General features: G+C 67.8%; 19 protein-coding genes. 13 read left to right on the top strand and 6 right to left on the bottom strand.

Annotated elements, in window-relative coordinates; all coding sequences use genetic code 11:
• The first annotated feature begins 72 nt into the window (after positions 1-72).
• Together WDC87_RS05325 and WDC87_RS05320 are read left to right on the top strand one after the other, a co-directional pair.
• Positions 73-627 carry a hypothetical protein gene (locus WDC87_RS05325; RefSeq protein ID WP_088496992.1) on the top strand — a complete coding sequence of 185 codons (555 nt, stop codon included), beginning with the start codon at positions 73-75 and terminating at the stop codon, positions 625-627.
• 204 nt (positions 628-831) lie between these two features.
• A complete protein-coding gene (locus WDC87_RS05320) occupies positions 832-1,278 on the top strand; it encodes a universal stress protein (protein WP_005420335.1) in 447 nt (148 codons plus the stop codon).
• 147 nt (positions 1,279-1,425) lie between these two features.
• Here the strand turns inward: WDC87_RS05320 and WDC87_RS05315 are convergent, their stop codons facing one another.
• On the bottom strand, positions 1,426-1,710 hold the full coding sequence (locus tag WDC87_RS05315) for a DUF2782 domain-containing protein (protein WP_049443782.1): 285 nt from the start codon (positions 1,708-1,710) through the stop codon (positions 1,426-1,428).
• A 98-nt stretch (positions 1,711-1,808) separates the two neighbouring features.
• On the opposite strand from WDC87_RS05315, the gene polA reads away from it, so the two are divergent.
• Together polA and WDC87_RS05305 are read left to right on the top strand one after the other, a co-directional pair.
• Positions 1,809-4,583, top strand: coding sequence for a DNA polymerase I (gene polA / locus WDC87_RS05310; RefSeq protein ID WP_088496993.1), 2,775 nt, complete (start codon positions 1,809-1,811; stop codon positions 4,581-4,583).
• 368 nt (positions 4,584-4,951) lie between these two features.
• Positions 4,952-5,431 (top strand): YetF domain-containing protein, encoded by a 480-nt coding sequence (locus WDC87_RS05305; RefSeq protein WP_049471161.1) that lies wholly within the window; start codon positions 4,952-4,954, stop codon positions 5,429-5,431.
• Between the two features lie 36 nt (positions 5,432-5,467).
• Here the strand turns inward: WDC87_RS05305 and hemF are convergent, their stop codons facing one another.
• From hemF to WDC87_RS05280, 5 genes are all read right to left on the bottom strand, one after another.
• Positions 5,468-6,364 (bottom strand): oxygen-dependent coproporphyrinogen oxidase, encoded by an 897-nt coding sequence (hemF, locus tag WDC87_RS05300; protein ID WP_049415973.1) that lies wholly within the window; start codon positions 6,362-6,364, stop codon positions 5,468-5,470.
• A 54-nt stretch (positions 6,365-6,418) separates the two neighbouring features.
• Complete coding sequence (locus WDC87_RS05295; protein WP_252744822.1) at positions 6,419-8,032, bottom strand: hypothetical protein; 1,614 nt, start codon at positions 8,030-8,032, stop codon at positions 6,419-6,421.
• A 70-nt stretch (positions 8,033-8,102) separates the two neighbouring features.
• Positions 8,103-8,663 (bottom strand): hypothetical protein, encoded by a 561-nt coding sequence (locus WDC87_RS05290; RefSeq protein ID WP_032954647.1) that lies wholly within the window; start codon positions 8,661-8,663, stop codon positions 8,103-8,105.
• A gap of 30 nt (positions 8,664-8,693) precedes the next feature.
• On the bottom strand, positions 8,694-9,113 hold the full coding sequence (locus WDC87_RS05285) for an NUDIX domain-containing protein (RefSeq protein WP_005420325.1): 420 nt from the start codon (positions 9,111-9,113) through the stop codon (positions 8,694-8,696).
• A complete protein-coding gene (locus tag WDC87_RS05280; RefSeq protein ID WP_252744821.1) occupies positions 9,110-11,479 on the bottom strand; it encodes a S9 family peptidase in 2,370 nt (789 codons plus the stop codon). Before WDC87_RS05280 ends, WDC87_RS05285 begins: the two co-directional genes overlap by 4 nt.
• Before the next feature lie 167 nt (positions 11,480-11,646).
• On the opposite strand from WDC87_RS05280, the gene WDC87_RS05275 reads away from it, so the two are divergent.
• From WDC87_RS05275 to WDC87_RS05235, 9 genes are all read left to right on the top strand, one after another.
• Positions 11,647-11,976: a hypothetical protein gene (locus WDC87_RS05275; protein WP_252744820.1), complete on the top strand. Its 330-nt coding sequence runs from the start codon at positions 11,647-11,649 to the stop codon at positions 11,974-11,976.
• A gap of 36 nt (positions 11,977-12,012) precedes the next feature.
• Positions 12,013-12,666, top strand: a complete 654-nt coding sequence (locus WDC87_RS05270; protein ID WP_088496996.1) for a sigma-70 family RNA polymerase sigma factor — start codon at positions 12,013-12,015, stop codon at positions 12,664-12,666.
• Positions 12,663-12,878 carry a hypothetical protein gene (locus WDC87_RS05265; protein ID WP_053498343.1) on the top strand — a complete coding sequence of 72 codons (216 nt, stop codon included), beginning with the start codon at positions 12,663-12,665 and terminating at the stop codon, positions 12,876-12,878. Before WDC87_RS05270 ends, WDC87_RS05265 begins: the two co-directional genes overlap by 4 nt.
• A 213-nt stretch (positions 12,879-13,091) precedes the next feature.
• Positions 13,092-14,489: a cytochrome ubiquinol oxidase subunit I gene (locus WDC87_RS05260; protein WP_252744819.1), complete on the top strand. Its 1,398-nt coding sequence runs from the start codon at positions 13,092-13,094 to the stop codon at positions 14,487-14,489.
• 1 nt (position 14,490) lies between these two features.
• Positions 14,491-15,504, top strand: coding sequence for a cytochrome d ubiquinol oxidase subunit II (gene cydB / locus WDC87_RS05255; RefSeq protein ID WP_252744818.1), 1,014 nt, complete (start codon positions 14,491-14,493; stop codon positions 15,502-15,504).
• Positions 15,505-15,718: 214 nt separating this feature from the next.
• Positions 15,719-16,462 (top strand): beta-ketoacyl synthase chain length factor, encoded by a 744-nt coding sequence (locus tag WDC87_RS05250; RefSeq protein WP_227837050.1) that lies wholly within the window; start codon positions 15,719-15,721, stop codon positions 16,460-16,462.
• The gene (locus WDC87_RS05245; RefSeq protein ID WP_072167809.1) at positions 16,455-17,252 is read left to right on the top strand and encodes a lysophospholipid acyltransferase family protein; all 798 of its coding nucleotides are present in this window, start codon (positions 16,455-16,457) and stop codon (positions 17,250-17,252) included. Before WDC87_RS05250 ends, WDC87_RS05245 begins: the two co-directional genes overlap by 8 nt.
• Positions 17,239-17,496 carry a phosphopantetheine-binding protein gene (locus WDC87_RS05240; RefSeq protein ID WP_005411610.1) on the top strand — a complete coding sequence of 86 codons (258 nt, stop codon included), beginning with the start codon at positions 17,239-17,241 and terminating at the stop codon, positions 17,494-17,496. The genes WDC87_RS05245 and WDC87_RS05240 overlap by 14 nt, the downstream gene beginning before the upstream one ends.
• 17 nt (positions 17,497-17,513) lie before the next feature.
• Positions 17,514-17,771 carry an acyl carrier protein gene (locus WDC87_RS05235; protein ID WP_005411609.1) on the top strand — a complete coding sequence of 86 codons (258 nt, stop codon included), beginning with the start codon at positions 17,514-17,516 and terminating at the stop codon, positions 17,769-17,771.
• Positions 17,772-17,786: the final 15 nt, after the last annotated feature.

Here is a 17,786-nt window from a genome sequence, read left to right as displayed (position 1 = left end):
GCTTCTGGCGGGAAAAGCAGCCGAGCATGGGCTCGGCTCTACAATAGGCGGCACTTCTTCCAGGAACGCCCCATGACCGAACCTACGCTGCACGTCACCGTGAAGTTGAACGCCCGGCTGCAGCCGGAGCATCGCCACGAACTGTTCGAGGACCCACTCGATGCGCTGCTGCAGGCGGCCAATGTCGGCGAGATCACCGGCGGCGGCACGGCGATGTCCGATCTGGGTGAGGTCGAATACGGCGATATCGAAGTGGCGCTGGTCGATGCCGATGGCGTGCCCAAGCTGATCGACCTGCTGGAGCAGCTGGGTGCACCGAAGGGCTCGAAGATCCAGGGCGCGGGTGAAGCCGATCGCAGCTTCGGCGTGACCGCGGGCCTGGGCATCTACCTGGATGGCCTGAACCTGCCGGACGAGGTCTACGAACAGTGCGATTCCAACCACGTGTTCGAGCAGCTGTCCGAGCGCATTGATGGCCTTGGCGAGATCTGCAGCTGGTGGCAGGGCCCGAGCGAGACCGCGCTGTACATGTACGGCCAATCGTTCGAGGCGATGCGCGATGCGATCGCTGAATTCGTGGGCAGCTACCCCCTGTGCCAGAACGCACGCGTGGTGCAGATCGCCTGAGGGCGGAAAATGTGGAGCCGAGTCATGCTCGGCTCATGCATCCGAAGCCGAGCATGGGCTCGGCTCTACAGAAGGGGGGCGGGCAAGCGGGTGGCGCGCACGGGCCGCTGCACGGCGCCGGATTGATCCTGCTCAAGGCGCCGCCTCCACATCCGGTGTGTAATGGTGTTGTTCCCATCTGGCAGACCGCCACGGAGCCCTACCATGTACAAGCGCATCCTGATTGCCACTGACGGGTCCGAGCTGGCCGACAAGGGCCTGGCCAAGGGCTTGGAGCTGGCCAAGGACCTCAATGCCGAGGTCGATATCGTGACCGTGTCCGAGCCGTGGGCCGTGGGCATGTATGACGCCATGGGCTGGAGCGTGGGCTACATGAACAGCCCGGAATACAAGGCTGACCGCGAGGAAGGCGCGCAGAAGGTGCTGCAGCCGGCGCTGGCCAAGGCCGCCGAGCAGGGCATCACGGCCAACCCGGTGCACGTGCTGGACCGCTACGCGGCCGACGGCATCATCGAGACGGCGGCCGAGCGCAACAGCGACCTGATCGTGATGACCTCGCACGGCCGCCGTGGCGTGACCCGTGTACTGCTGGGCAGCCAGACTGCCGAGGTGCTGGCGCGCAGCACGCTGCCGGTACTGGTCATCCGCTGATCCATACCCCCTGATTGAAGCGTTCCCCGGGGAGGGGACCCGACGCCGGTGCGCAGGATGCGTGCCGGCGTTGTTTTTTGTAGGGGGCTGGGGTGAATCCACGCATGGCGTGGATCTACTGGATCGCAGGGATCCGACCCGGTCACCTCACCAGCTGTACAGCTTCCAGTAGACCGGCGACACGCCATCCTTGTCGTTGTCGAATCGGCCATCGCCGTTCTTGTCGTACATGTAGAACGGGGCACCGCGCGACGGGGTCACCTTGACCATGCGCAGCTGGCCGGACACACGGTATTCCTCGATGACATCGCCGTTGTCCATGGTGCGCCTGGACACATCCGCGCCCTTGACGTCCACCGGGGGAGCACCCGCGCCACCCATGCTGGCGCAGCCAGCGAGCAGGAGCAGGGAAGCCAGCATCAGGGTCTTCATCGGCGGGGGCCTTTGCCTGGAAAGAGCCCTGATTATGCCCCATCGCGGTGTGCGCGCCGTGTCGCCGCGGTGCAGGCACGGGCGCGTAGAATCGGCGCATGAGCAGATTAGTCCTGATCGACGGGTCCAGTTACCTGTACCGCGCGTTCCACGCGCTGCCGCCCCTGTCCAATGCACAGGGTGAACCCACCGGCGCGCTGTTCGGCGTGGTCAACATGCTGCGTTCGACGCTGAAGGAACGCCCGGCCTACGTCGCGTTCGTGGTCGATGCGCCCGGCAAGACCTTCCGTGATGACCTGTACGACCAGTACAAGGCCAACCGCCCGCCGATGCCCGATGAACTGCGCAGCCAGGTCGAGCCGATGTGCCGCATCGTCGAAGCGCTGGGCATCAGCATCCTGCGCATCCCCGGCGTGGAAGCCGACGATGTGATCGGCACGCTTGCGCTGCAGGGCCTGGCGCAGGACCTGAAGGTGACCATTTCCACCGGTGACAAGGACTTCGCCCAGCTGGTACGGCCGGGCATCGAGCTGGTCAACACCATGACCGGCAGCCGCATGGATTCCGACGCGGCGGTGATGGACAAGTTCGGCGTGCGCGCCGATCAGATCATCGACCTGCTGGCGCTGATGGGCGACGCGGTCGACAACGTGCCGGGCGTGGAGAAGTGCGGGCCGAAGACCGCCGCCAAGTGGCTGGCCGAGTACCAGCACCTGGACGGGGTGATGGCGGCCGCGCCGACCATGAAGGGCAAGATCGGCGAGAACCTGCGCGCTGCGCTGGAACGCCTGCCACTGAACCGCGAGTTGGTGACGATCCGCACCGATGTGGAACTGGAGGCCAGCCCGACCACGCTGGCGCTGCGCGAGCAGGATGTGCCGGCGCTGACCGAGCTGTATACGCGTTACGGTTTCACCCAGGCCCTGAAGGAGCTGGGCGCGCCTGTGCCGGCACCGGTGGCTGCCAGCGAGGCGACCCCGAGCCTGCGCGGCACTGCGGCCGGCTTCGCGCGTGGCAGCGTCGAGGCGCCCGCCGCCGGCACGCTGGATCCGGCACTGTCCGCGCCGGGTGAATACGAGACCGTGCTGACCAGCGGGCAGCTGCAGGCCTGGGTCGAACGCCTGCAGCAGGCCGAGCTGATCAGCTTCGATACCGAGACCGACGCGCTGGACGCGATGCGCGCGCGCCTGGTGGGCATCAGCCTGGCCGTCGAGCCGGGCAGGGCGGCGTACATTCCGGTCGGCCACGATTACCCGGGTGCGCCGGCCCAGCTGCCGATGCAGCAGGTGCTGGACGCACTGCGCCCGGCGCTGCAGGACCCAACGAAAAAGAAGCTGGGCCAGCACGGCAAGTACGACCTGCATGTGCTGCGCCGCCACGGCGTGGCGGTGCAGGGCTACCACGATGACACCATGCTCGAGAGCTTCGTGCTCAATTCCACCGCCACCCGCCACGACATGGATTCGCTGGCCCTGCGTTACCTGGGCTACAGCACCCTCAAGTTCGAGGACGTGGCCGGCAAGGGCGCCAAGCAGATCCCGTTCTCGCAGGTAGGCATCGACGAAGCCAGCCGCTATGCGGCCGAAGACGCCGACATCACCCTGCGCCTGCACCACGCGTTGCAGCCGCAGCTGCTGGCCGAGCCGGCGCTGGACAGCGTGTACCGCACCATCGAGATGCCGCTGGTGCCGGTGCTGACCACGATCGAAGCCAACGGCGTGCGGATCGACACCGACGAACTTCGCCGCCAGAGCCAGGACCTGTCCTCGCGCATGCTGGCCGCGCAGCAGAAGGCCACCGAGCTGGCCGGCCGCAGCTTCAACCTCGATTCGCCCAAGCAGCTGCAGGCGGTGCTGTTTGACGAGCTGAAGCTACCGGCAGTGGTGAAGACCCCGAAGGGCCAGCCCAGCACCAACGAAGAGGCGCTGGAAGCGATTGCCGACCAGCACGAACTGCCGCGGGTGATCCTCGACTACCGCGGGTTGGCCAAGCTGCGCAGCACCTACACCGACAAGCTGCCGGAGATGGTCAATCCGGACACGGGTCGGGTGCACACCAGCTACCACCAGTCCGGCGCCGCTACCGGCCGCCTGTCCTCGTCGGACCCGAACCTGCAGAACATCCCGATCCGCACCGAGGACGGCCGCCGCATCCGTCGCGCGTTCGTGGCGCCGGAAGGCTGCCAGCTTCTGGCCGCTGACTATTCGCAGATCGAGCTGCGGATCATGGCGCACCTGTCCGAGGATCCGGGCCTGGTGCGCGCCTTCGAGCAGGGCGCCGACGTGCACCGTGCCACCGCCGCCGAGGTGTTCGGGCGCACGCTGGAGGAGGTGACCCCGAACGAGCGCCGCGCCGCCAAGGCGATCAACTTCGGCCTGATGTACGGCATGAGCGCCTTCGGCCTGGCCCGCAACCTGGGCATCGACCGGGGCCAGGCGCAGGACTACGTGGCGCTGTACTTCAGCCGCTACCCGGGCGTGCGCGACTTCATGGAGCGGATGCGCCAGCAGGCCCGTGACCAGGGCTATGTGGAAACCCTGTTCGGCCGCCGCCTGTACCTGAACGACATCCACGCCCGCAACCAGGGCCTGCGTGCCGGGGCCGAGCGCGCCGCGATCAACGCGCCGATGCAGGGCACCGCCGCCGACATCATCAAGCGTGCAATGGTGGATGTGGACCAGTGGCTGCGCGACAGCGGGGCACCGGCACGGATGATCCTGCAGGTGCACGATGAACTGGTGTTCGAAACCGAAAGCAGTTTCGTGGAAGACTTGCGTTTGCAGGTGGTGGAGCGCATGTCGCAAGCGGCCAAACTGCGGGTGCCTCTGGTGGTCGACACGGGCGTCGGCAACAACTGGGACGAAGCGCACTGACGGCATTTAAGGCCGAAAACGACGTGAATGTGTTCATGAGTCGGGGGTTTCTGACTCGACCATGAATGTTGCCCCGATTGAATTTCATTAAATGGGGCCCCTTCACGAACCGTTAGTGTTCGGAGTGCTTCTATAACTCCCGACAGGCGCAATGCCTGTTGTGGATCTCTCCCATCCCCTGGAGCAGATCTCGGAACGGGGACTCCTCCCCAAGTGCCCGTTCCCCGGCCCCGTTGACCTCCCCCTGGTCAGCGGGGCTTTTTATTTGTGTCGCCGGAACCTCGGATGGGGTCAGATCCCTTTGCCCGACGGGCAAAGGGATCTGACCCCAGGTGCTAGGCTGGGCCACCGCTCCGCAGGGGAAGACGATGCCCGATCTGTTCGCACTGGCGATGCCGTGGTGGGAATTCATCCTGCGCGCGGTGGTGGTCTATGTGGTGGTGCTGGGCATGGTCCGGCTGGGCGGCAAGCGGGCTCTGGGGCAGATCACGCCCTTCGACGTGCTGCTGATCGTGCTGCTGGGCAACGCGGTGCAGAACGCGCTGCTGGGCACTGACACCTCGCTGGGTGGTGGCCTGCTGCTGGCGGCCACCCTGATCGTGCTGAACTATGGGGTGGGCTGGTTGACCACCCGGAATCGGCGCATGGAGCGGATGATCGAAGGAGAGCCCACCGTGATCGCGCGTGATGGCCGGCTGTTGGAGGGCGTTCTCCGCCGCGAACTGATCAGCCGTGCAGATTTCGACGCCGCGCTGCGCCAGCAGGGCGGGCTGCAGATTGAAGACGTGCAGATTGCCCTGCTGGAGACCACCGGGCACATCACCATCATCGCGCGGAAGGGCAGCTGACCAGCGCCGAGCCCACGCCCCGCGCGACGGCACCCCTCAGAGCCAGTCGCGCGGCACCAGATAGTCGGCCAGGCGCGATTCGGGGCTGCCCGGTTCGGGCGAGAAGCCATATTCCCAGCGCACCCGCGGCGGCAGGCTCATCAGGATGCTTTCGCTGCGGCCACCGCTCTGCAGCCCGAACAGGGTGCCGCGGTCGTAGACCAGGTTGAATTCCACGTAGCGGCCGCGGCGGTACAGCTGGAACTCGCGTTCGCGTTCGCCATGCGGGGTGTCCTTGCGCTGCTGCACGATCGGCAGGTACGCATCGAGGAAGCCGTCGCCGACCGCGCGCAGATAATCGAAATCGCGCTCGAAATCGCCGTGCAGGTCGTCGAAGAACAGACCGCCGACGCCGCGCGTTTCGTTGCGATGACGCAGGAAGAAGTATTCGTCGCACCAGCGCTTGTGCGCGGCGTAGCGTTCGTCGCCGAACGGCGCACACAGATCGCGTGCGACCCGGTGCCAGTGCTGCACGTCCTCGTCGAACGGATAGAACGGGGTCAGGTCGAAGCCGCCGCCGAACCAGCTGGCTACCACTTCACCGTCGCGCTGCGCCTGGAAGAAGCGCACGTTGGCATGGGTGGTCGGCACGTACGGGTTGAGCGGGTGGAACACCAGCGACACGCCGGTGGCGCGCCAGGAGGCGCCCGCCAGTTCCGGGCGGTTGGCCGAGGCCGACGGCGGCAGGCGGCTGCCAGCGACGTCGGAGAAGCCGATGCCGGCCTGCTCGAACACCGCACCGTCGCGCAGCACGCGGGTACGCCCGCCACCGCCCTCGGCACGCTGCCACAGGTCTTCCTGGAAGCGGGCCCGGCCATCGACGGCCTCGATCGCCGCACAGATGCGGTCCTGCAGCTCGGTGAGGTAGGCGCGAACGCGCTCGAATTCGTTCATGGCGCGTACTTTACCGCAGGGCCCGGCCAACGCTGCGGACAGGCCCTGGCAGGCTCAGCGCTTGCGATTGGAAGTGCGCGGCGCCGGAGCGTCCTCGGCCGTCGCTTCGTCCACCGCCTCCTGCAGGACGCGACCCAGCTCCAGGGCGCTCCAGTTTCCGGTGTCCAGCACATCGCAGGCGACGTGGCGCCCGCTGCGGTCGGCGGCGCACAGCCGCTCCAGCGTCGCATGGGCGTCGACGTCGCTGCTGCGGCCCTGCGCTGCGACCAGGTTCTCGCAGCCCTCGCGCACGCCGGCACGGCACACGGTGGTGTAGTGCTCTGCCGCCTGTCGCCACTGCCCGGACAGCGCAAGACGGTTGCCAAGAATGTTGCAGCCCTGCAGCTTGCCCTGCGCGCAGCAGGCTTCGGCACCGCCGCTGGCCAGCGCCTGCGGGCAGTCCTGCGGCAGCGGCAGCACCGTGTAGTGTTTCGGCGGGCTGCAGGTGCTCGCGCCCCCGCCGGTCGGCACGAACACCTGGAAGCGTGTCCACGTGTCCAGGCCCAGCAGCTGGCCGCCGGGCAACGGCCGCAGCACGAAGTCGCCGCCCTTGTCGTGGCGGATGCGGACGTCGCCGTCTTCGACACGGGCACGCAGCTGGCTGTCCCAGCCGATGCCGACCCGTCCTGCATCGCCGAAGTCCAGCGTATCCACCAGGCCACCTGCGGCGCGGAAGGTGCCGCAGGGCAGCGCCGTAGCCGGCTGCGGCCGCAACGAGGCGCCCAGCGCCTGCAACGCAGGCAGGCGCTCACAGGCGGCGCTGTCATTGCCGGGCGCGCACGCTGTGGCCAGTGCCTGCACCGCCTGCAAGGGGTCGCCGGATTCCCACGAGAGCTCGGCCACGCGGCTGCAGAAGCCGCCATGGCCGACCTGCTGGCACAACTGCAACAGCTGCTGGCGCTGCGCGGCCGGCACCACCACCGGCGTGGAGGGTGACAGCACGGAGCTCACGGCTTCGACCATCGCCGCACCCATCGCGGCCTTGACGATCTGCTCCTGCAGCGCCGGATCCGCTTCCAGCGCCGCTGCACAGGCCGGTGTCTCGTTGCTGAAGCCGCCATTCCGGCACGGCACAGGCAGTTCGATGCCGGCCAGTGCGGTATCGAGGATGGCCTGTTGCTGCGCCTCATCCGGCGTGGCCGGCGCCCTGGCCTCGTCATGCCAGCGATCGGCCAGCTGCAGGCACATGCCGGGCACGCCTTCCCGGCACGCCGCTGCCAGCGCGGTGGGGGTGGCCTCGTGGCGGTTGTCCAGGCAGGCCGCCGCATCGGCCAGGCAGCTGCCCGCAGCCGGCGCGGCGGCTGCGGCGCACTGTGCAGGGGCCTGCAGGGTGTAGACCGTGCCGTCCACCTCGAGGGTGCGGCCACGGTCGCGCACCTGCAGCGCGCTGGGCAGGCCATATTCCAGATTCACCAGCTGCAGCTTGCCTTCGATCTGCTGGAACGCGACCGGGGTCGGTGCGCTGCCGAAGTGCTTCTGCTCGCCGCGGTTGGATGAGCTGACGCGCAGCGTGCTGCTGCCTTCGTCGGCCTTGAACAGGCCGCATTGCGGTGACTGTGCCGCGGCCACCGGCGTGGCCAGCAGCAACGCCCAGGCCAGCCAGTGGCGGTACGGTGCGAGTGAGAGCATGTCGTCTCCTTGACGATCAAAGGCAAAACGCCGGGTGCTGCCGGAGGCCCTGGCCCACGCCCGGAAGAACTCAGTGGAAGCGCGCGCGCACGTCGGGACGCAGCAGTCGCCAGGCCAGCCAGCCCTGCAGGCCGAGAAGCACGAACGACATGCCGACCACGGTCAGCGTGATCAGCCAGCGTTTCAGCTGCAGCTCCTGCAGCAGGGCCGGGTCATCGGCCAGCAGCGGAATGAAGTCGCCCATGAACAGGTCCAGCCACCAGGCGGCTGCGAAGTTGGTCAGGGCACTCAGCAGCAGCAGTACCACGAAGCTCCACAGGCCCCAGCGACGTTCACGCAGCAGGCCCCAGCTGGACACGGTCGAGGCCAGGCACAACAGCGCGACGACCATTGACGCGGCCACCGGGTGCGCCAGCAGCCAGACCAGGCTGTGCAGCTGCTGTTGCTGCACTTCGCTTTCCACCAGGCGCCACAGCCTGAGGTTCTGCAGCGGCCACAGCACCAGTCCCTGCAGCACGAAGTAGATCGTCAGCAGCAGTGACAGCCAGAACGAAGCCTGTGCGACCGGGCGCACCCAGGCGTGATAGGCCGGGGAAAGCGGCGAGGGGATCGACGGGATCGACATTGACATCCGATGTCCTTGCAGTCGGCGCCCGCCTGCTCAGCGGGCCGTCGCCCGGGTGGCGACGGCCGGCAGGATATGGTGTTCGCTCAAGGGTGCCAAGGGCAGGCCATGCGGCGGTTGCAGCGGCACCCAGGCCAGTTCGGCAATTTCGGCGCGCGCCTGCGGCGCACCGTCCACCTGCACCCACCACGCCTGTGCCTGCACGCGGTGGCCGGGCTCGTTCACAGCCCAGTCCTCGAACGTGCCCAGCGCGATGGCGGCATCGGCGCGCAGCTGCACGCCCAGTTCCTCGTCCAGCTCGCGGGCCAGCGCCTGCAGGGGCGCCTCGCCGGGTTCGGGCTTGCCACCGGGCTGGATGAAGCGGCGCGCACCCTGCTTGCGCACCACCAGCGCCCGGCCGCGGTCATCCAGGATGACCGCAGCCACGATCCGGATCGTGGCTGCGGCGTTGCTCACTTCAGGTTCTGCTCGAACAGCTTGAGGATGCGCTTGTACTGGTCCAGCCAGGAATCGGCACGCACATAGCCGTGGCGTTCCAGCGGGTACGGGGCGATCGACCAGTTGTCCTTGTGCAGTTCGATCAGGCGCTGGGTGAGGTTCACCGAATCCTGGAAGAACACGTTGTCATCCATCATGCCGTGGGCGATCAGCAGGTTGTCCTGCAGGTTCTGCGCGTACTCGATCGGCGAGGACATGCGGTACGCCTCCGGGTCGATGTCCGGGGTGTTGAGGATGTTGCTGGTGTAGCCGTGGTTGTAGTTGTGCCAGTCCACCACCGGGCGCAGCGCGGCGCCGGCCTTGAAGGTGCCCGGCGCACGGAACAGCGCCATGAAGGTCATGAAGCCGCCATAGGAACCGCCGTAGATGCCGGCGTGGTCGCGGTCACCCTGCTGGGTGTCGACCAGCCAGTCCAGGCCGTCCTTGTAGTCTTCCAGTTCCGGGTGGCCCATGTTGCGGTAGATGGCCGTGCGCCAGTCGCGGCCGTAGCCCTCGCTGCCGCGGTAGTCCATGTCCAGCACGATGTAGCCCTTCTGCACCAGCAGGTTGTGGAACATCTGCTCGCGGAAATAGGCCGGGTAGCGCTGGTGCACGTTCTGCAGGTAGCCGGCGCCGTGCACGAACATCACGATCGGGTACTTGCGGCCCGGTTCCTTGTTTTCCGGTTCGTAGTACTTGGCCCAGACCACGCCGGCACCATGCTTGGACGGCACTGCCACCAGCTTCGGCTGGATCCACTGGCGTGCCTTGTAGTCGGCGGTGCGGGTGTCGGTCAGCACGCGCGCCTGGCCACCGGCACTGGGCAGCACCGCCAGCTGCGGCGGCAGGTAGGCGCCGGAGTAGCGCACCAGCAGCTGCTGGCCGTCCGGCGACAGCGAGAAATCCTCCACGCCGTTGAGGCTGGTCAGCTCGCGCACCTGGCGGCTGCCGGTGTCGACCGCGCAGACTTCGTAGTCATGCGGCGCCTGCTGGTTGCACAGGAAGTAGAAGCCCTTGCCATCGGCCGACGGCACCGGCGCCGAGGTTTCCCACTTGCCGCTGGTCAGCGCCTGCGGCTTGGCGGTGCCGGCCTGGGTGTACAGGTGCGAGAAGCCCGATTCCTCGGACAACAGCCACAGCGTGCGGCCATCGGCCATCCAGCCGAAATCGTTGAAGCCCCAGTTGATCCAGGCGTTGTCGGTCAGGCGGTGGCGGTTCTGCACGCGGCCGTCGGCAGCATTGACGCTGATGATCCAGCGGTCCTTGTTGTCGTTGGCGCGCAGCATCACCGCGGCCTGCTGGCCGTCGGCGCTCCAGCGGATGCCGCCGCCCATGAAGTCGCTCATCACCTGCACGCTGCGCTCGCCCTTCAGCGCATCCTTGCCGGCCTTGCGGCGCAGTTCGGCCAGCGGGTCGGTGCTGATGCCCGGCAGGCCGGACAGCGAGACCTTCTCGGCCTTGCCGGTGCGCACATCCACGTACCACAGGGTGTGTGGCTCGAAGCCGTTGCGGCCGACGCGGGTGCGGGTGTCCTCGGTTTCCTCGTAGCCCGACTCGGTCACGTACAGCGGCATCTTGCTGGTGCGGCCGTCGTCGAAGTCCTTCGGCTTGGTCACCACGATCAGGTGGGTCAGGTCCGGCGACAGCACGCTGTCACCGATCTCGACGTCGGCGCCCAGGTAGACCGGGCCCGGTGCGCGGGTCGGATCCGCCTGGCGCCAGCGCTGGTCCTGGTCCTTCAATGCCTCGCGCTGCTCGCGGTCGCGGCGCAGGGTTTCCAGCGTGCGCAGCTGCTGGTCGCGGAGCACGTCGGCCTTCGGCGGCGTGCGCGGGTCCTTCTCGGCCTTCAGGCTGGCCACCTGCTGCACGCCGCTGGCGGCGGTCCAGTGGAACCAGTTCTGGCCGACGCGCCAGATCACGCCGTTGTCCGCGGCAAAGTTCACGTTGCCCGCGCGCTCGTTGCTGCGGGTCAGCTGGGTCAGCGCGCCGCTGCGCAGGTCGCGCACGAACACATCGCCATTGCGCACGAAGGCGCTGCGGCTGCGGCTGCGGTCGTAGACCGGATCGGCGACGTCCAGGGTGCCGCGCTGGTCATCGGCCACCTGCGCGGCCACGCCGCCGGCCACCGGCTGGCGGAAGGTGTCGCGCACCGGGCTGCCGTTGCGCTTGAGCTGGTATTCCACCTGCTGGCTGTTCCACGACCACCAGGCCTTCTCGACCGGCGGGCCGATCCAGTCCGGGTCGGCCATGGCCTGTTCGATGGTGATCGGCGTCGGCGCGGCATGCGCAGCCGGTGCGGCCAGCACGGCCGACAGCAGGAGGGACAGGGGCAGCACTCGGGACATGGGCGGACGGCACCAGAAGAGGAAACCGGGCAAGGGTAGCAGCCGTCCGGGCCGGGGGCAGGGGCCACAGGTCATGGCAGCGGCATTGGCAAAGTGGCGCAACCGGTTGCCGTGGTCGCGCATCCATTCTCCTGAACCCGCATCATCCACCGAACAGGAGCCCGACCATGCAGGAACTGATCCCGATCACCCTCTTCATCTGCATCGCCTACGCGATCCATGCCATTGCAGATGCGCGCGCGCGCAGCAAGCTGGTGGCCCCGCACGTACCGGAGGAAGTGATCCGCTCGCTGGCTGTGCTGGAAGAAGAGCGCCGCCGCCAGGGTGCGTTGCGCTGGGGCATCAGCCTGGTCTGCCTGGCCCTGGCCATGGCCATGCTGGACGCCATCGGGGCCCGTGACCTGACCTTTGGCGCCGCCGCCGCGCTGGTCGGCAGTGCCGGCCTCGGCCAGCTGCTGGCCTGGCACTTCACCCGGCCTGCCGCACGCAAGGGCTGAGGCAGGCATGCCACGGGCACAGGGGGCGCCCCGCGCATGAGCCTGCTCGGCGAAGCGCTGTCGGCACTGCGGGGCCGTCGCCGCGAGGATACGGCGGCGACGGCGGCCCCCGCCAAAGCGCTGGACGCGGACCAGGCCCTGGTGCGGGCCATCATCGATGGCTCGCAGTCGGCCTTCGCGCAGCTGGTGGAGACCCACCAGCGCACCTGCGCGCATGTGATCGGACGCATGGTGGGCGACCGCGACCAGGTCGCCGACCTGCTGCAGGAAACTTTCCTTGCCGTGTTCCGCCAGCTGCATCGGTTTCGTTTTGAATGCTCGCTGCGCACCTGGGTTTCCCGGATCGCCTACACCACGGCGTTGCAGCACCTGCGCCGGCGGCGGCTGGAGGCGCAGTGGATGGTGGCGGTGGAGGTGCCGGAGGATCTGGGGATCGGCGATGAAGGCCCCGGGCCGGCCGAGTTGAGCGAGGCGCTGCAGGCCGGGCGCCAGCTCGGCGCGGCACTGGAACGGCTGAGTCCGCCGCAGCGCCTGATCGTCGGCCTGCATTACCTGGAGGATTTCGATCTGGCCGAGATCGAACAGGTGACCGGGCTGGCGCGCGGTACCATCAAGAGCCATCTGCACCGCGCGCGCCAGATCCTGAAGCAGGAACTGACGCGGCATGCCACCGCCGGAGAGCTGCTGTGAATCCACCGACCGACCCTCGCGATGCGGAAGCGCGCGCGCTGGCACAGGCGTTGCGTGAGCAGGCACAGCAGGAAGACACGCCGGATGTGAGCGAGGCGCTGCAGAAGCGCATTGCCGCTGAGTCGCGCGACGGTGGCGTGGGTTATGTGGTGGTGCAGGTGCTGTTGTTTGGCGCCCTGCTGGCTGCGGCGGCCTGGTATTTCTGGCACTGAGGCACCCGCCGGGCAAGGGGCCGCTCCAATCGCGGTGGGTAGAGGCCGACCTGGGTCGGCGTTTGGGCGTGTGTGCCAACCAAGGTTGGCAGCTACCAGAACGGTTGACCCCTGCGACAAAGTGAAGCAGCGCGTCACCCGGTCGCATCCCGTTTTAACGAAATCCTCCTAAAGTGGTCCGGTATCCCACCGGTCGCAGGCAGGAGGCGTCCCTTGGACGCGTTGTTGTTGTCCCGGATCCAGTTCGGATTCGTCATCAGTTTCCACGTGCTGTTCCCCGCCTTCACCATCGGCACGGCCAGCTGGCTGGCCTTCATCGAATGGCGCTGGCTGCGCACGAGGCTGCCCGTGTGGCGCGAGCTGTACTTCTTCTGGCAGAAGATCTTCGCGGTGTCGTTCGGCATGGGCGTGGTCAGCGGCATCGTCATGGCCTTCCAGTTCGGTACCAACTGGCCGCGGCTGAGCGAGGTGGCCGGCACGGTCATCGGCCCGCTGCTGACCTACGAGGTGCTGACCGCGTTCTTCCTGGAAGCCAGCTTCCTCGGCGTGATGATGTTCGGCTGGGGCCGGGTCTCGCCGCGCCTGCATTTCCTGTCCACCTGCATGGTTGCGCTGGGCACGCTGTTCTCCACGTTCTGGATCCTGTCGTCCAACAGCTGGCTGCACACGCCGGCCGGCTACGAGATGGTCAACGGCATCGTGCATCCGGTGAACTGGTGGCAGGTGGTGTTCAATCCCTCGTTCCCCTACCGCCTCGCGCACATGGCGCTGGGCTCGTTCATTACCACCTGTTTCGTGATTGGTGGCGTGGGCGCGTGGTACCTGCGCAAGGGCACGCACGTGGAAGCGGGCCGGCGCATGCTGATCGCCGCCGTGGCATTCGCCGCGCTGACCGTGCCGGTGCAGATCTTCGTCGGCGACATGCACGGCCTGAACACGCTCAAGCACCAGCCGATGAAGATCGCGGCGGTGGAAGCGCATTGGCATGAGACCCTGGAAGGCGAGGGCGTACCGCTGGTGGTGTTCGCGCTGCCCAACGAGAAGGAGGAGCGCAACGATTTCGAAGTGGCCATCCCGAAGCTGGGCAGCGTGATCCTGACCCACAGCCTGGACGGCACCTTCGACCCGCTGACCTCGGTACCGGCCAGCGAGCGGCCGCCGGTGACGCCGGTGTTCTTTGCCTTCCGCATCATGGTCGGGCTGGGCACGCTGATGCTACTGCTGGCCTGGGTGTCGGCCTTCCAGCTGTGGCGCAACAAGCTGCTCGATTCGCCATGGCTGCTGCGCGGCTGGAACTGGATGCTGCCCAGCGGTTTCATCGCGCTGCTGTCGGGGTGGTTCGTCACCGAGATGGGGCGCCAGCCATGGGTGGTGTATGGCCTGCTGCGCACCGCCGATGCGGTCGGCCCGCAGAGCGCGTGGATGACCGCGCTGTCGCTGGGTGTCTACGTGGTTGGCTATGCCTTCGTGTTCGGCTGGGGCATCTGGTACCTGGTGAAGATCCTGCGCCACGGACCGCAGCCCTACGCCGAAGGGCCGTCGCTGGACCACGGCAGCCACACCCCGGCGCGCCCGCTGTCGGCAGCCGACGAACCGCTGGAGGAGCGCTGACATGGACCTGATGACCTGGCTGCCGGTGGCGTGGTTCGCGGTGATCGGCTTCGGCGTGCTGATGTACGTGGTGCTGGACGGCTTCGTGCTTGGCATCGGCATCCTCGCCCCCTTCGCCGAGGACGAGGAGCAGCTGGACCTGATGATGAACACCGCCGCGCCGATCTGGGACGGCAACGAGACCTGGCTGGTGCTGGGTGGTGCCGGCCTGCTGGCGGCCTTCCCCAGGGCCTATGCGGTGCTGTTGTCGGCGCTGTACCTGCCGGTGCTGGTGCTGGTGGTGGCGCTGGCGTTCCGTGGCGTGGCCTTTGAATTCCGCTTCAAGGCACATCGGTCACGCCGGCTGTGGAGCGTGGCGTTCGGCCTCGGTTCGCTGCTGGCGACGTTCGCCCAGGGCGTGATCCTGGGCACCCTGGTGCAGGGCATCCCGCTGGTGGACGGTGTCTATCAGGGCGGGCCGTTCGCTTGGTTCAGCCCGTTCGCGATGCTGACCGGTGCCGCGCTGGTGGCCGGCTATGCGCTGCTGGGCAGCACCTGGCTGATCCTGAAGACAGAGGGACGCGTGCAGGCGCTGGCGCGGCAGATGACCCGGCCGCTGGTGGTGGCGGTGATCGCGGCGATGGGCCTGGTCAGCAGCTGGCTGCCGTTCCTCGATTCGCGGCTGATGGCGCGCTGGTTCAGCGACGGCAACTTCTGGTGGCTGTCGCCGGTGCCGCTGCTGACCCTGGCGGTAGCCGCCGCGCTGTGGCGCAGTGCCAACCGCCCGCGCCATGACCTGCCGCCGTTCCTGCTCAGCCTGGCCCTGTTCGTGCTCGGCTTCCTCGGCCTGGTACTGGGCATGTGGCCCTACCTGCTGCCACCCTCGATGACCTTGTGGCAGGCCGCCGCGCCGGCCTCCTCGCTGGGCTTTACCCTGGTTGGCCTGGTCATTCTGCTGCCGGTCATCCTCGGTTATACGGCGTGGTCGTACCGGGTGTTCCGTGGCAAGGTGCACGCCGATACCGGTTACCACTGATCTTTTGAAGCGGGGCCGCCGGTGCCGGCTCCCGTGTTGGGGAATGTGAAACCTGCACACCCCGTGCAGGACGTGCTAGCGTGCGCTCCTTTCCGGCAGCCAGGGGGGCAGCCGGCGACGTCCTGGACGGACGCACGGCTGCAGGACTGGGGGGCGCCGCGCGTCGCCGTAATGGCTCGTGCCTATCGTTCTCCCGTTGAAGCACCTTCGCTAAATGATCGAATTCTCCATCGTCGACTGGGCTGCCTGGGCGCCCGGCCTGAGCGAACGTAGCCAGTGGCTGGGCTGGGCCGATGCGCCGTATCCGCCGGTTGGCGAAGACACGCCGGCGCTGGCCGAGATCCCGGCAATGCAGCGCCGGCGCATCGAGCGGCTGGGCCGGATGGCGATCCAGGCCGCCTGCTGGTGCGAGGAGGGGCAGGGGGCGGACAGCCAGGTCCCGCTGGTGTTCGCCAGCCGCCACGGCGACGTGGCCCGTTCGATGGAGCTGCTGGGGGCGCTGTCCAACGATCAGCCCTTGTCACCAACGGGGTTCGGCCTGTCGGTGCACAACGCGATCGCTGCGTTGTACTCGATCGCGCGCGGCCACCGTGGCAACTACCTGGCGCTGGCCGCCGGCCAGGCCACGGTCGAAACCGCCTGCCTGGAAGCGGCCGGTCTGCTCGCCGATGGCGCCCGCGAAGTTCGGGTCGTGGTGTATGAGTCGCGCCTTCCCGAGATTTACGCGACGTTCGCCGACGAACCCGACCCGTTCTTTGCCTGGTGTTGGCGTTTGACGGCGCCGATGCCGGGCCAGCCGACCCTCTCCCTGCAGTGGGAGGCGGCGCCGGAGGCCCCTGCCACCGCCCCGGGCGCGCTGCCGCACGCGCTGGACCTGCACCGCTTCCTGCTGTCCGGTGCGCCGGCGCTGGAGCACGTGGCCCTGGGCCAGCGCTGGCACTGGGGGCGCCGTGGCTGAGGCGCTGCGCCGCCTCGATCATGCCTGGCGGGTGCTCGGCACCGGCCTGAGCTTTGCCGCATTCGGCATGGGTGGCCTGCTGCTGGGCGTGCTGGTGATGCCGGTGCTGCTGCTGATGCGCGACCCGGTGGTCCGTCGCCGCCGGGCGCGCCGGGTGGTTCAGGTTGCCTTTGCCAGCCATCTGCGCCTGATGCGCGCGCTGGGGGTGATGACCTACCAGATCGAGGGCGGTGAACGCCTGCAGCGCGACGGTTTGCTGGTCCTGGCCAATCACCCGACCCTGATCGACGTGGTCTGCCTGATCTCGCTGCTGCCCAACGCCGATTGCGTGGTGAAACGGGCCGTGGCCCGCAACCCGTTCATGCGCGGTCCGGTGCGGGCGGCCGGCTACATCTCCAATGACGATGGCGCTGGCCTGGTCGATGACTGCGTGGCGGCGGTGCACGCCGGCGGCACCCTGGTGATCTTCCCCGAAGGCACCCGCAGCGTGCCGGGCCAGCCGCCGCGGCTGCAGCGCGGGGCCGCCAACATCGCCGTCCGCGGCCGGCTGGACATCACCCCGGTGCGGATTACCTGCACCCCGCCCACGTTGACCAAGGGACAGAAGTGGTATCGTGTCCCCTCACGTCGCTTTCACGTTCGGCTGCAGATCGGCGAAGATATCCCGATCGCGCCCTTCCTGGCCGATGACGACTCGCCAAGGGGGGATGCCTTGGCAGCCCGCCGCGTCACCGAGCACCTTTCTCGTTATTTCGACCTGTCTGGAGATCCGCCCCGTGCAAGCACTTGAGCACGAGATCAAGGAATTGATCATTTCCTCCCTTTCGCTGGAGGACATCACGCCGGAGGACATCGATCCGACCGCGCCGCTGTTCGTCGAGGGCCTCGGCCTGGATTCGATCGACGCGCTGGAGCTGGGCCTGGCGCTGCAGAAGAAGTACGGTGTCAGCCTCTCGGCCGATTCGGAAGAAACCCGTCGCCATTTCTCCAGCGTGCGCGCGCTCGGCGAGTTCGTCGCCGCCCGCCAGTCGTAACGGCGCCAGGAATTGCCATGACCAAGAATGAACTGTTCGAACGCATCGTCAGCATCCTGACCGACAGCTTCGAGATTGAAACCGCCCGGATCACCCCCGAGGCCCGCCTGTATGACGACCTGGACATCGACAGCATCGATGCGGTCGACCTGATCGTGCAGCTCAAGCCACTGCTCGGCCGCAACCTGCAGCCGGAAGCGTTCAAGGCCGTGCGCACCGTGCAGGACATCGTTGATGTCGTGCATGGACTGCTGCCGGACCAGGCAGCCGCCTGACCGCAGCGCCGGCGG

This window comes from Stenotrophomonas maltophilia group sp. Smal12 (assembly GCF_037079935.1).
GTDB classification, from domain to species: Bacteria; Pseudomonadota; Gammaproteobacteria; order Xanthomonadales; family Xanthomonadaceae; genus Stenotrophomonas; species Stenotrophomonas sepilia.
This window is presented reverse-complemented; position numbering and strand designations above follow the sequence as displayed.